This window comes from Cupriavidus sp. UGS-1, from assembly GCF_021213615.1.
In the GTDB taxonomy this organism is placed as follows: Bacteria; Pseudomonadota; Gammaproteobacteria; order Burkholderiales; family Burkholderiaceae; genus Cupriavidus.
Genome location: NZ_JAJQJF010000005.1, coordinates 256263 through 270788, shown reverse-complemented (window position 1 = coordinate 270788; position 14526 = coordinate 256263). Strand labels below are relative to the sequence as shown.

The window sequence follows — 14526 nt, the reverse complement described above, 5'->3', positions numbered from 1 at the left end:
CGAAAGCGGGGACCCAGCGGCTTGCACCAAGACACTGGGCCCCCGCCTGCGCGGGGGCGACGAAGTGGTGGAGCAAGCCGGGGCCGGCATCGCGGAAACGATCGCCTTACTTGCGATACGCGGAGATGATCTCCTTGCCGTCGGGCCCGGCCTTCTTTTCCCATTCGGCCAGCAGTTCGTCGCCGATCTTCTTCATGTCGGCCTGCAGTTGCGGCGTGGGCTTGACGATGGTCATCTTGTTCTTGGCCAGCGTGTCCAGCGATTGCTGCGTGTATTCGCGCATCCGCTGCCAGCCGCGCGTCTCGGCGGCCTGCGCGGCCTTGATCAGCGCCTCCTGCGACGGCTTGTCGAGCTTGTCGAACTCGCGCTTGTTGACGATCACCATGTTCTTCGGCAGCCAGGCATCGACCGTGTGGAAGTGCGACAGGCTTTCCCAGACCTTGCTGTCGACGCCGGTGGCGCCCGACGACATGAAGCTGTCGACCACGCCGGTGGCCAGCGCCTGCGACAGCTCGGCGGCCTGGATCGTCATCGGCTGCGCGCCCACCGCCTGTGCGATGCGCGTGGTGGCCGGATTGTAGGCGCGCCACTTCAGGCCCTTCATGTCGGCGCCCGAGCGGATTTCCTTCTTCGCGTAGATGCCCTGCGGCGGCCAGGCGACCGCGTACAGCAGCTTGATGCCCTGGCGGTCCAGCAGGCGGTCGATCACGGGCCGCTGCGCCTGCCACAGCTTGTACGATGCATCGAAGCCGGTGGCGAGGAAGGGCACGGCGTCGACGCCGAACAGCGCATTCTCGTTCTCCAGCAGCGACATCAGTACCTCGCCGGCCTGGGCCTGGTTGCTCTGCACCGCGCGCTTGATCTCGTTGGCCTTGAACAGCGAACCGTTCGGATGCAGCGTGATGGCCAGCTTGCCCTGCGTGGCCGCGCTGACCTCCTTGGCGAACTGGTCCAGGTTGACCGTATGCGGGTTGTTGGCCGGATAGCCGGTCGGCAGATCCCATTTGACCTGGGCCTGCGCCAGCGGCGCCATCGCGAAGGCGCAGGCGAGCAGCCCGCACGCAGACATCGACTTGAGCAATCCCTTGCGCTGCATCATTTCTCTCCTGGTTGTGTCAGTACCGCGTCGTTGCGCGTGGTGGCGCATCCTGGTGCGCACGCGTCCGTGGATCTTGCGCCGCCAGCGGTGGCTCGTCCACTGGGTCGTCCACTAGGTTGTCGCGCGTCGTTGGCCCCGTCCCGCGCGCCGGCTCAGGCCTGCTGCGGCATCGGCGCGAGCACGGCCTCCAATGCAAGCGCCGTGCCCAGCAGCGGCGCGTCGCGCATCGGGCCATGCGAGAGCATCAGTCCGACCGGCAGTTCGTCGGGCTGGTGGCATGGCAGCGAGATCGCGCAGCCATCGAGGAAGTTGATGGTGGAGGGATTGCGCAGCAGCAGCGCATTGGTGCGCGTAAACAGCGCATCGTCGGCGACCAGCGGAGCGATCGGTGGCGCCACCACCGGCACGGTGGGGCAGGCCAGCGCATCGAAGCCGTCGAGCCGCGCCATCACGCGCTCGCTCCAGACGGCGCGGGCGCGCACCAGATCCACATAGTCGGCCGCGCCGATTGCGGCGCCGCGATCGATGCGCGCCGCCACGCGCGGGTCGTACAGCGCGCGCCGCGACGACAGTGTGCCGCGGTGGATCGCATAGGCCTCGGCCGCGGTCAGCCCGCCTTGCGCGTTCAGCGTCGACAGTTCCAGCAGTTCGGGCAGGTCAACGTGTTCGATCTGCACACCGGCGGCGGACAGCCGTCCCAACGTGCGATCGAAGGCGCGCGACACGGTCTCGTCGAGATCGTCGAGCAGCAGCTGGCGCGGCACGGCCACCCGCAGCGCGCTGGCGGCCTTGCGCACGGGCACCAGCGCCTGATCGGCGATCACGCCGTCGACCAGCACGCAATCGGCCACGGTGCGCGCCATCGCGCAGGCGGTATCGAGCGAGAACGACAGCGGAAACGCGCCCGTCAGCGGCACGCGCCGCGCGGTCGGCTTGAAACCCGTCAAGCCGCACAGCGCGGCCGGGATGCGGATCGACCCGCCGGTATCGCTGCCCAGTGCCGCCACCGCGAGGCCAAGCGCCACCGAGGCCGCCGCGCCCGACGACGAGCCGCCGCAGATGCGCGCCACCGTGCTGTCGTGCGGATTGACCGGCGTGCCGTAGTGCGGGTTGATGCCGACGCCGGAGAAGGCGAACTCGGTCATATTGGTGCGGCCGACCAGCGCGGCGCCCACCGCTCGCAGCCGCGCCACGACCGGCGCATCGTCGGTTGCCGGCGCGGCATCGGCGCGCACCGTCGAGGCGGCGCGCGTGACATCGCCGCCGATATCGAACAGGTCCTTGATCGATACCGGCAGCCCCGCCAGCGGATGCAGCGGCTTGCCGGCCAGCGCCGCGGCATCGGCGGCCTGCGCCGCGCTGGCTGCGGTATCGAAGCTGGTCTGCAGGAATACCGCGTGCGCCGACGGCTCCTTCGCCCGGGCCTCGGCCTGCTGCAACAGTGCCGCGCGCGACAATCGGCCATCGCGGGCCAGGCGGTTCAGCGTGTCGATATCGGGGAGCAGCGCGGCAGGCATCGTCATCGGTACAAGTTCGGGTTGTGTGTCCGGATGGTGTGTCCGGGCAGTGCGCTCGGGCGTCGGTGGAAGCCAGGAACGGAGGATGGGGCCGTACTCGTTGCCGCTTGCCCCGCAGCAGTGCGCGGCCCCACGGATGCCCAGAATTCGTGCGCGAATCGAGTCGGAGGCGGTCGTTTCAGTGCCGCGCAATCCCCATCGTTACCGGGTACTCATGCTCATAATTTGTCGATAAACTGTCAAGCTGAAATTACTGCCGCGGCCCCCGGGAAATCCCTACACGGCGTGCCTGATCGTTCGTTCTCCGCTGTCCTTCTGCAGGAGTGCCGTCCATGGCCCGAAAGCCGAGCCGCCGCGACGAGGTTGCGTCTCCCGATGTTGCCGCTGCCGACCTGGTTTCCGCCGATACCGCATCGGCCGATGCCGCGGCTGCCGAAGCGGTTGTTCGTCCGAGCAGCGCCGGCATCGTGTCGTCCGCCCATCTGGTGTCCTCGCGCAGTCCCGAACTGTCGGAATTCGAGTTCGGCCTGAACACCGCCTACAACGCCTATAGCCGCTGGGTCGTGCGCTGCATGGGCGCGGCCGGCGTACGCGACCTGACCTTCCTCGACGTGCTGGTGCTCCATCACGTCAACCACCGTGGGCGCGCCAAGCGGCTCGCCGACATCTGCTTCGTGCTGAACGTCGAGGACACCCATCTGGTGACCTACTCGCTGAAGAAGCTGCAGGGCATGAGCCTGGTCGCCGGCGTGCGCGTGGGCAAGGAGGCGACCTACAGCACCACCGCGGCAGGCACCGAGGCGTGCGCGCGCTATCGCGAAATCCGCGAGCAATGCCTGACCAGCAATATGACCCCGGGCAGCGCCGAGAACGCCGAGATCGGCGAACTGGCACGGCTGCTGCGGGTGCTGACCGGACTGTACGAGCAGGCGGCGCGCTCGGCGACGTCGCTGTAGCGCGCTCCTATCACGTCGCCCCGGCGAAAGCGGGGGGCCAGCGTCTTGCAGCAGCACGCGAGCCACTGGGTCCCCTCCTGCGCGGGGGACGACAGACAACCATCCCTATCGCGAGGTAGTTCAGCGTGTCTTCTTTCGCATCGCAAGCCGCATCGCAAGCCGCATCGCAAGCCGCATCGCCAACGCCTTCGACCGGCCCGCGCTGGCAATTCTGGATCGATCGGGGCGGCACCTTCACCGATATCGTCGGGCTGCGTCCGGACGGCACCGTGGTCACGCACAAGCTGCTGTCGGAGAACCCCGAGCAATACGCCGATGCGGCGGTCGCCGGCATCCGCCATCTGCTTGGCCTGGCTGCCGGCGAGCCGATCACGCCGCGCCTGGTGTCCGCGGTGAAGATGGGCACCACGGTGGCCACCAACGCGCTGCTCGAGCGCAAGGGCGAGCCGACGGCGCTGTTCATCACGCGCGGTTATCGCGACGCGCTGCGGATCGCCTACCAGAACCGGCCGCGGCTGTTCGACCTGAATATCGTGTTGCCCGAGCTGCTGTACCGCGAGGTGGTGGAGGTCGACGAGCGGATCGGCGCGCATGGCGACGTGGTGCTGCCGCTGGACGAGACCGCGCTGCGCGAACAGATGACCCGCGTGCTGGCCGACGGCATTCGCGCCGTGGCGATCGTGCTGATGCACGGCTATCGCCATTCGGATCACGAGGCGCGCGCGGCGCGGATCGCGCGCGAACTGGGCTTCGCGCAGGTATCGGTGTCGCACGAGGTATCGCCGCTGATGAAGCTGGTGCCACGCGGCGACACCACGGTGGTCGATGCCTATCTGTCGCCGATCCTGCGCCGCTATGTCGAGCAGATCGAGCGCGAGATGCCCGGCGTGAACCTGCAGTTCATGCAAAGCAGCGGGGGGCTGACCGACGCGCATCGCTTCCAGGGCAAGGACGCGATCCTGTCGGGACCGGCTGGCGGCATCGTCGGCATGGTGCGCGCGTCGCAGCGCGCCGGCTTCGGTCGCATCATCGGCTTCGACATGGGCGGCACTTCCACGGACGTGTCGCACTTCAGCGGCAAGCACCCGAATGACTTCGAGCGCGTGTTCGAGACGAGCGTGGCCGGGGTGCGCATGCGCGCGCCGATGATGAGCATCCATACGGTGGCGGCGGGCGGCGGTTCGGTGCTGCATTTCGACGGCAGCCGCTATCGGGTCGGCCCCGATTCGGCGGGCGCGAATCCAGGGCCGGCCAGCTATCGGCGCGGCGGCCCGCTGGCGGTGACCGACTGCAACGTGATGCTCGGCAAGATCCAGCCGGCGCATTTCCCGGCGGTGTTCGGCCCCCGCGCCGACGCGCCGCTCGATCGCGATGCCGTGGTCGCGCGCTTCGAGGACCTGGCGGCGCAGATCGCCGAGCATACCGGCGACCGGCGCACGCCCGAGCAGGTCGCCGAGGGCTTCATCGAGATCGCGGTCGGCAACATGGCCAACGCGATCAAGCAGATCTCGGTGCAGCGCGGCCACGACGTGACCGGCTACACGCTGACGACCTTCGGCGGTGCCGGCGGCCAGCATGCCTGCCTGGTGGCCGATGCGCTCGGCATGCAGACCGTGTTCGTCCATCCGCTGGCCGGCGTGCTGTCGGCCTACGGCATGGGCCTGGCCGACCGCACGGCGATGCGCGAGCTGTCGATCGAAGCGAAGCTGGACGAGGCCGCGGTGCCGATGCTGGCGCAGCGGCTCGACGCGCTCGCGCAGCAGGCGCGCGACGAGCTGCTGGAGCAGGGCGAGGACGCCGGCCGCATCGAGGTGCTGCGGCGCGTCCATCTGCGCTACGAGGGCACCGATGCTGCGCTGGTGGTGCCGTTCGGCGACGCCGGCGCGATGCGGGCGGGCTTCGAGGCCGCCTACCGGCAGCGCTATGCCTTCCTGATGCCGGACAAGGGGCTGATCGTCGAGGCGGTCTCGGTCGAGGCGGTCGGCGTCGCGCAGGCGCCGCAGGAGCGGCCGCCCGAACTGGCGCCGCGCGAAGGCCCGCCGCGGCCGGTGGAGACGGTACGGATGTTCAGCGGCGGCGCCTGGCACGACACGGGCCTGTACCGGCGCGATACGCTGCGTCCCGGCGACCGGCTCGCCGGTCCGGCCATCATTGCCGAGCAGAACGCCACCACCGTGGTCGAACCCGGTTGGCAGGCGCTGTTGACGGAGCAGGACCATCTGGTGCTGACGCGCGCGGTGCCGCGGCCCCAGCGCCGCGCCATCGGCACCGAGGCCGATCCGGTGATGCTCGAGGTCTTCAACAACCTGTTCATGTCGATCGCCGAGCAGATGGGACTGCGGCTGCAGAACACCGCCTACTCGGTCAACATCAAGGAACGGCTGGACTTCTCCTGCGCGATCTTCGACGCCGAGGGCAACCTGATCGCCAACGCGCCGCATATGCCGGTGCATCTGGGTTCGATGGGCGAAAGCATCAAGACCGTGATCGCGCGCAATGCCGGGCGGATGAAGGACGGCGATGTCTACGTGCTGAACGACCCGTACAACGGCGGCACGCACCTGCCGGACGTGACGGTGATCACGCCGGTGTTCGATGCCGACGGCCGCGAGGTGCTGTTCTACGTCGGCTCGCGCGGCCACCACGCCGATATCGGCGGCATCACGCCGGGCTCGATGCCGCCGGACTCGACGGTGGTCGAGGAGGAGGGCGTGCTGATCGACAACTTCCTGCTGGTCGATGGCGGCGTGCTTGACGACGCCGGCATGCGGGCGCTGCTGGCCGGCGCGCGCTATCCGGCCCGCAATGTCGACCAGAACATGGCCGATCTGCGCGCGCAGGTCGCGGCCAACGCGAAGGGCGTCGAGGAGCTGCGCAAGATGGTCGCGCACTTCGGCCTGCCGGTGGTGCGCGCCTATATGGGCCATGTGCAGGACAACGCCGAGGAAGCGGTGCGGCGCGTGATCACGGCGCTGAAGGACGGCAGCTATACCTATCCGCTCGACAATGGCGCGCAGATCCGCGTGCGCGTGACCGTCGATCGGCAGCGCAGGGAAGCGACCGTCGATTTCACCGGTACCTCGGACCAGCTGCCGAACAACTTCAACGCGCCCCGCGCCGTCTGCATGGCCGCGGTGCTGTACGTGTTCCGCACGCTGGTCGACCAGGACATCCCGCTGAACGCCGGTTGCCTGAAGCCGCTGCATGTGGTGATCCCCGAGGGCTCGATGCTCAATCCACGCTATCCGGCCTCGGTGGTGTCGGGCAATGTCGAGACGTCGTCGTGCATCACCAACGCGCTGTATGGCGCGCTGGGCGTGGTCGCGGCCAGCCAGGGCACGATGAACAATTTCACCTTCGGCAACGCGCGCTACCAGTATTACGAGACGATCTCGGGCGGCAGCGGCGCCGGCAACGGCTTCGACGGCTGCGACGTGGTGCAGACGCATATGACCAACTCGCGCCTGACCGATCCCGAGGTGCTGGAATGGCGCTTTCCGGTACGGCTGGACAGCTACGAGATCCGGCATGGATCGGGCGGGTCGGGGCGCTGGCACGGCGGTAATGGCGGCGTGCGCAAGGTACGTTTCCTCGAGCCGATGACGGCGTCGATCCTGTCGAACAACCGTGTCCATGCGCCGTTCGGCATGGCGGGCGGCGAGCCGGGCGCGACGGGCCGCAACCGCGTGATCCGCGCCGACGGCAGCGAGGAGACGCTGCCGCATGTGGCGCGGACCGAGATGGGCGCCGGGGATGTGTTCGTGATCGAGACGCCCGGGGGTGGGGGATTTGGGGCGGTGTAGGCGGGGAGGGCCGGCGGTTGCCCTCTCCCCCAGCCCCTCTCCCGCAAGCGGGAGAGGGGAGCGTCGTGTGCGTTGTGACGTAGGTCTATCGGTCCGCCGGTCTTCTCCCCTCTCCCGCGAGCGGGAGAGGGGCCGGGGGAGAGGGCAAGAGCGGCCAGCGTATCGCTACCGCTCGATCGATACCGCCGCCGTATCCCGCGGCACCGTCGCCTTCACCGTCCGCGCCACCACCGCGGCCGGCGCCCTGCCGCCGACCAGCCGGTTGACGTGCCTGAACTCGCAGGTCAGCGCGGCCGGCGTGACGGTCACCACCGCATAGCCCTGCGCGTCGGTATTGGCGTACTGCAGCCACGGATTGCTGCGCAGTGCCGCCAGCTGCTGGCAAAGCGGCACGACCTGCTGCACGAAGCCCGCATCGGCCTGCAGCGCGGCCAGCACCGCATCGGTGGTCGCATCGAGCTGTCCCTCGGCCACGCCCCGTGCCGCCAGCGCGCCGCGCAGTGAGATCCGCAGCGATTCGGCAACGGTGGCGGCGGTGACCGTCGACGGCGCCAGCGTATGGTCCAGCAGGTTGACGTCGACCGACACCGGCTCGCTGCCCAGCGCGGGAACGGGCAGCGACAGCGTGCGGTAGACCAGCGTCGACAGGCTCTCCGACAGCGCGCCGACCGCCGACTTCAGATACGAGAAGAACGAGTCCGAGCTGATGCCGGCCGTGACCAGGTCGACCATCACCGGCGTGCCGCCGCCCTCGGCGTCGTAATCGTCGTGCACGGTGCCGGCGTAGAACGCATGAATGTCGCCGGTCAGCGCCACCACATTGCGGATGCCGTTGTCCGCCAGATGCCGCATCAGGGCCTTGCGCTCGGCGTTGAAGCCGTCCCACTGGTCGGCGTTCAGCAGGAAGCGCTGGAAGAAGGCCGCCAGCGCCGTCTTCTGCGCCGCTGGGATAAAAGCCGACTTTTCGCGATTGGCCAGCACGTCCGGCTTCACGTAGCCGAACGCGATCGCCTGTGAGGCCGCGCCGATCTGCGCCGCCACGCCGCCGGCGGCAGCGGCCTTGGCCTGCTCGAAGGCCAGCACTGCGATGCCGGCCTGCGCTGCGGTCAGTCCGGCGCCGATGGCGGCCGCGGTCTTGTCGCCTGCGGTGGCGTCGGCCATCGCAATTGCCTGCGCTGCTGTCGCTGCGCTGGCCTGAGAGGCGCCGGCCGTGACGGCGGCGACCACCGCCGCGGCGACCGGCGCATTGCCGCCGGTCGAGGCCAGCGCGCCCTGGATGCTGGCCGACAGCGTGCCGACGGCCTGCAGCGCGACCAGCGTCGCAATGGCGTTGCTGCCATCGATGCCCATGCGCAGCAGCGAGACCTCGTTGCCCCACAGCTTCCAGATTGCCGGCGAGCGTGCCATCGTGTCGCGCCACCAGTTGCGCTGTTCATTGCCGAGGATCGACGTCAGCGCCAGCGTGTCGGCGGATCCAGCGGCGGCCATCTTGGCCGCCTCGGCGGCGGCCAGCGCCGCCGCCGGCACCATGTAGCGGGCGCCGATGCTGCCCAGCGGCGCGCCGGTGGCGGGGTTGATCGCCGACTCGGGCAGCACGTGGTCGGTGCGGTACAGCCGCTCGTCCGTCATCACCAGATGGGCCAGCTTGCCGAAGCGCAACTCGCGGTAGATGCGGATCGCATGGATGCCGTCCTGCTTCTCGTCGAACACGATGTCGGCCGGCATGAATTCGAACCAGGCGCGGCTCGCGGCGCGCCGGCGGGCGGGCTGGTGCTGCTCGACGCCGCTGCCCGCCGCGTTGTAGGTCTCGGCGTCGCCCCAGCAGTCGTCGCTGAACTCGTGGTCGTCCCAGGTGGCGACCATGGCGAAGCGCTCGTGCACCGCCTGCAGGCGCGGGTCGCTGCGGTAGCGCTTGTACAGGTAGCGGTAGTCGTTCAGCGTGGTCGCGTACCTGGCGCCGCTGCTGCCGTTCTTGAAGGTGCCGTCCGGCAGCACGAGGGCGGTGTGCAGGCTTTCGACCGCGCCGGTCTGGAAGTCCTCGCCGACGGTCTCGTAGATGTAGTCGCCCAGATGGACGACGAAATCCAGGTCCTCGGCCGCCAGCGCTTCGAACGTGCCCCAGTGGTTGATGCTCCAGTCCTGGCAGCTGAGGAAACCGAGGCGCAGCTGCGACACGTCGGCATCCGCGGCAGGGGCGGTGCGGAACCGTCCGACGCGCGAGCGGACCTCGCCGGCAGTGAACTGGTAGTAGTAGGTGCGTCCGGCATCCAGGCCGGTGATCTTGTGGCGCACCGTGCAGTCGTAGGCGCCGGACACCGGGATCGCGGCATCGACTACCGCGGCGCCGGCCAGCGCCGTGGTAGTGCCGAGCGCGCCGGCATTGTCGGCGGCCGTCACGCGCAGCCGGATCGCAAAGCTGGCGTCGAGGCTGGCCGCCGCGGCATCGTCGACGTTCGCCGGCACGACGCGGGTCCACAGCAGGATGCCGTCCGGCCTCGGATCGCCCGACGCCACGCTCTGCGGGAATTTCCAGTTCGTGCCGGTGGCCGGTGGCGCGGCCGGCGTCCCGCCATCCGGGTGGCCGTCGGCGTGGTCGTCGCCCCCGCATGCCGCCAGCCCACCCGCCGTGGCCACCGACACCGTGATGAAGCCGCCCAGCTTCAGAAATCGCCTTCTGTCCATGTCTTGTCGTTCTCGTTGGGAGTGGCTCGGGAGCGCGTCCCGAAGGGAAAAAAGCCGTGAACGGCCGTGGACGAGCCGCAGCGGCCGTCAAAAGGGGATTGGAGCAGGGCGTTGTGACAGCGGCGTGATGCGCAGGGCGCACCCCGGGGGGCGGCCCGGTGGCTGGTCGGTGCTGGATCGGCGGCCGCCGGGGGCCGAAATCGGGCGGATGCTGCGCCGCAAGGATTACCGCCCGGCAAGGTACAATAGCGGTTTTCGCCGGACTGCCCCGGCTGGCGCCACCCCCGCGCCAGCGGCCCGGCCGCCGTCTTACCCTCCATCGCCCTCCGACCGCTCAGATCATGGCGCATTTCTCGTGCTTCCCCGGCGCATTGGCCCTGTCGGCCTTCCGCCAGCAACGCCTGCTCACCGCCCTGCAACAGATCGACGCCGACATCGAGTCGGTGCACGGCCAGTTCCTGCACTTCGTCGACACCGACCAGCCGCTGGACAAGGGCGATACCGACCGTATCCGCGCGCTGCTGACCTATGGCGCGCCGTTCGCCGAGCAGGCCGAGGGTGACCGCTTCGTCGTGATCCCGCGTTTTGGCACGATTTCGCCGTGGGCCAGCAAGGCCACCGATATCGCGCACAACTGCGGCCTGTCGCACGTGCACCGGATCGAGCGCGGCATCGAATTCACGGTGATCTGCAAGAAGGGCCTGTTGCGCGGGCGCAAGACGCTGGATCCGCTGACGCGCGATGCCGTCGCCGCGCTGCTGTTCGACCGGATGACCGAGACCGTGGTCGCCACGCGGGACGCCGCGGCCGGGCTGTTCGAGGAACTGCCGGCCAAGCCGCTGCGCTTCATCGACCTGGCGGGCGGCCGCGCCGCGCTGGCCGAGGCCAACGTCGCGATGGGGCTGGCGCTGTCCGACGACGAGATCGACTATCTGGTCGATGCCTACGCGAAGCTGGGCCGCAACCCGACCGACGTCGAGCTGATGATGTTCGCGCAGGCCAACAGCGAGCACTGCCGCCACAAGATCTTCAACGCCACGTGGACCATCGACGGCGAGGAACAGGACAAGTCGCTGTTCGCGATGATCCGCAACACGCACCAGCTGAACCCGCAGGGTTCGATCGTCGCGTATTCGGACAACTCGGCGGTGATGGAAGGCGATGTCGCCGAACGCTGGTTCCCGCGCGGCGACGCCCACCAGTATGGCCGCCATCAGGCGCTGACCCATACGCTGATGAAGGTCGAGACGCATAACCACCCGACCGCGATCTCGCCGTTCCCCGGGGCATCGACCGGCGCCGGCGGCGAAATCCGCGACGAGGGCGCGACCGGCCGCGGCGCCAAGCCCAAGGCCGGCCTGACCGGCTTCACGGTGTCCAACCTGATGCTGCCCGACGCGGTCGAGCCGTGGGAGAACGCGCGCGACGCCGCCCAGCCGCTCGCCTTCCGCAATCCCGACGAGCGTCCTGCGGTGACCGGCAAGCCGGAGCGCATCGCCTCGCCGCTGCAGATCATGATCGAAGGCCCGCTCGGCGGCGCTGCTTTCAACAACGAGTTCGGCCGCGCCAACCTGGGCGGCTATTTCCGTGTCTACGAGCAGAACGTCGGCGGCACCGTGCGCGGCTATCACAAGCCGATCATGATCGCCGGCGGCATCGGTAATATCGACGCCTCGCACACCCACAAGGAGCCGCTGCCGGCCGGTTCGCTGCTGATCCAGCTGGGCGGCCCGGGCATGCGCATCGGCATGGGCGGCGGCGCGGCCAGCTCGATGGCGACCGGCGCCAATACGGCCGACCTCGATTTCGATTCGGTGCAGCGCGGCAATCCGGAAATGGAGCGGCGCGCGCAGGAAGTGATCAACGCCTGCTGGCAGCTTGGCGACGAGAACCCGATCCTGTCGATTCACGACGTCGGTGCGGGCGGCCTGTCCAATGCCTTCCCCGAAGTGGTCGATGGCGCCGGCCGCGGCGCGCGCTTCGAGCTGCGCCAGATCCATCTGGAAGAGTCGGGCCTGTCGCCGGCCGAGATCTGGTGCAACGAATCGCAGGAGCGCTATGTGCTGGCGATCGCGCCGGACAGCTTCCCGCGCTTTGCCGCGATGTGCGAGCGCGAGCGCTCGCCGTTCGCGGTGGTCGGCGTGGCGACCGAGGAAAAGCAGCTGCAGCTGGTCGATGCCAGCGTCGACCAGGCGCTGAAGGAACACTACGCCGTCGACATGCCGATGGACGTGCTGCTCGGCAAGCCGCCGCGCATGCATCGCGACGTCAAGCGGGTCGAACAATCGCTGCCGGCGGTGGATGTCACCGGCATCGCGCTGGATCAGGCGGTGCGCGACGTGCTGCGCCATCCGACCGTCGCCAGCAAGTCCTTCCTGATCACGATCGGCGACCGCAGCGTCGGCGGCATGAACGCACGCGACCAGATGGTCGGCCCGTGGCAGGTGCCGGTGGCCGATGTCGCGGTCACCACGCTTGACTATCAGGGCAAGGCCGGCGAGGCGATGACGATGGGCGAGCGCACGCCGCTGGCCGTGATCGACGCGCCCGCATCGGGCCGCATGGCGATCGGCGAGGCGCTGACCAATCTGGCCGCCGCCCCGATCAAGGACCTCGGCAAGGTCAAGCTGTCGGCCAACTGGATGGCAGCCTGCGGCGTCGAGGGCGAGGATGCGAAGCTGTATGACACGGTGCGTGCGGTCGGCATGGAGCTGTGCCCGGCGCTGGGCATCAGCATTCCGGTCGGCAAGGATTCGCTGTCGATGCGCACCAAGTGGGACGATGCGGGCGTGGCCAAGGAAGTGGTCGCACCGGTGTCGCTGATCATCTCGGCGTTTGCGGCCGTCGACGACGTCGACCGCACGTTGACGCCGCAGCTGCGCACCGATCTGGGCGATTCCGTGCTGATCGCGATCGACCTGGGCCGCGGCAAGAACCGCCTCGGCGGCAGCATCCTGGCGCAGGTCACGCAGCAGGTCGGCGACAGCGTTCCCGATGTCGATGACCCGGCCGATCTGCGCAACTTCTTCAATGCGATCCAGCGCCTGAACCGCGAGGGCAAGCTGCTGGCGTACCACGACCGTTCGGACGGCGGCCTGATGGCGACGCTGGCCGAGATGGCGTTTGCCGGCCATTGCGGCCTGTCGCTGAACGTCGACATGCTGACGCTCGATCCGACGCAGGAACAGGACTACGGCGACGCCAAGAACTGGGCCCAGCAGATCGCCGAGCGCCGCAACGACCAGACGCTGCGCGCGCTGTTCTCCGAGGAGCTGGGCGCGGTGATCCAGGTCAAGCTGGAAGACCGCGACGCCGTGTTCGCCGCGCTGCGCGAGGCCGGCCTGTCCGCCTGCAGCCATGTGGTCGGCAAGCCCAATGGCAGCGACCAGATCGAGATCTACCGGGACGCGAAGAAGGTGTTCGGCGCGCCGCGCGCCGAGCTGCAACGTGTCTGGAGCGAGGTCAGCTGGCGCATCGCCCGGCTGCGCGACAACCCGGCCTGCGCCGACAGCGAATATGAACTGCTGCTCGACGCCGCGGACCCCGGCATCACGCCGAGCCTGACCTTCGATCCGGCCGAAGACATCGCCGCGCCGTTCATCGCCAGCGGCGCCCGGCCGCGCGTGGCGATCCTGCGCGAGCAGGGCGTCAACTCGCAGATCGAGATGGCCTACAGCATGGACCGCGCAGGCTTCGACACCTACGACGTCCATATGAGCGACCTGATCGCGGGCCGCGCGAAGCTGGACGACTTCGTCGGCTTCGTCGCCTGCGGCGGCTTCAGCTACGGCGACGTGCTGGGCGCCGGCGAAGGCTGGGCCAAGACCATCCTGTTCAACGGCGCGATGGCCGAGCAGTTCGCGGCCTTCTTCAACCGCGCCGACACCTTCGCGCTGGGCGTCTGCAACGGCTGCCAGATGATGAGCAATCTGGCGCCGATCATCCCCGGCGCCGGCGCGTGGCCGAAGTTCACCCGCAACCAGAGCGAGCAGTACGAAGCCCGCTTCGTCACGGTCGAGGTCCAGCAGTCGCCGTCGATCTTCTTCGCCGGCATGGAAGGCAGCCGCATCCCGATCGTCGTCGCGCACGGCGAGGGCTATGCTGACTTCTCGCAGCAGGGCGACAAGAGCAAGGTCGACGTATCGCTGCGCTTCGTCGACAACCGCGGCGCGGTGACGCAGGCCTATCCGCTGAACCCGAACGGCTCGCCGGACGGCATCACCTCGGTGACCACGGTCGACGGCCGCTTCACCGTGCTGATGCCCCATCCGGAGCGCGTGTTCCGCGCCGCCACGATGAGCTGGGCCCCGGACGCCTGGAAGCAGATCCCCGACGGCGCCAGCCCGTGGATGCGCATGTTCCGCAATGCGCGCAAGTGGGTGGGGTAAGGCGTTCCGGCACCGATCTCGGTTGAGGTTGGTTTGAAGCAAAAAGGCCCGCACGATGCGGGCCTTTTTGCTTTGTCTGGC

At 68.9% G+C, this 14526-nt stretch carries 6 protein-coding genes; 3 read left to right on the top strand and 3 right to left on the bottom strand.

The annotated features are described in order from the left end of the window. Nucleotides 1–106: 106 nt before the first annotated feature. On the bottom strand, nt 107–1096 hold the full coding sequence (locus LRR16_RS09645; RefSeq protein ID WP_043437308.1) for a TRAP transporter substrate-binding protein: 990 nt from the start codon (nt 1094–1096) through the stop codon (nt 107–109). A 155-nt stretch (nt 1097–1251) separates the two neighbouring features. After that, complete coding sequence (locus LRR16_RS09640; protein ID WP_370646778.1) at nt 1252–2622, bottom strand: amidase; 1371 nt, start codon at nt 2620–2622, stop codon at nt 1252–1254. Between the two features lie 326 nt (nt 2623–2948). On the opposite strand from LRR16_RS09640, the gene LRR16_RS09635 reads away from it, so the two are divergent. Both LRR16_RS09635 and LRR16_RS09630 read left to right on the top strand, forming a co-directional pair. Continuing rightward, nucleotides 2949–3572 carry a winged helix DNA-binding protein gene (locus LRR16_RS09635; protein ID WP_232205719.1) on the top strand — a complete coding sequence of 208 codons (624 nt, stop codon included), beginning with the start codon at nt 2949–2951 and terminating at the stop codon, nt 3570–3572. Nucleotides 3573–3787: 215 nt separating this feature from the next. Beyond that, the gene (locus LRR16_RS09630) at nt 3788–7375 is read left to right on the top strand and encodes a hydantoinase B/oxoprolinase family protein (RefSeq protein WP_232205772.1); all 3588 of its coding nucleotides are present in this window, start codon (nt 3788–3790) and stop codon (nt 7373–7375) included. Between the two features lie 165 nt (nt 7376–7540). Here the strand turns inward: LRR16_RS09630 and LRR16_RS09625 are convergent, their stop codons facing one another. Further along, nucleotides 7541–10057: an alkaline phosphatase gene (locus LRR16_RS09625; protein ID WP_232205718.1), complete on the bottom strand. Its 2517-nt coding sequence runs from the start codon at nt 10055–10057 to the stop codon at nt 7541–7543. 341 nt (nt 10058–10398) lie between these two features. Here LRR16_RS09625 and purL point away from each other — a divergent pair, with 341 nt between their 5' ends. Then, nucleotides 10399–14445, top strand: coding sequence for a phosphoribosylformylglycinamidine synthase (gene purL / locus LRR16_RS09620; RefSeq protein ID WP_232205717.1), 4047 nt, complete (start codon nt 10399–10401; stop codon nt 14443–14445). Nucleotides 14446–14526 lie beyond the last annotated feature (81 nt).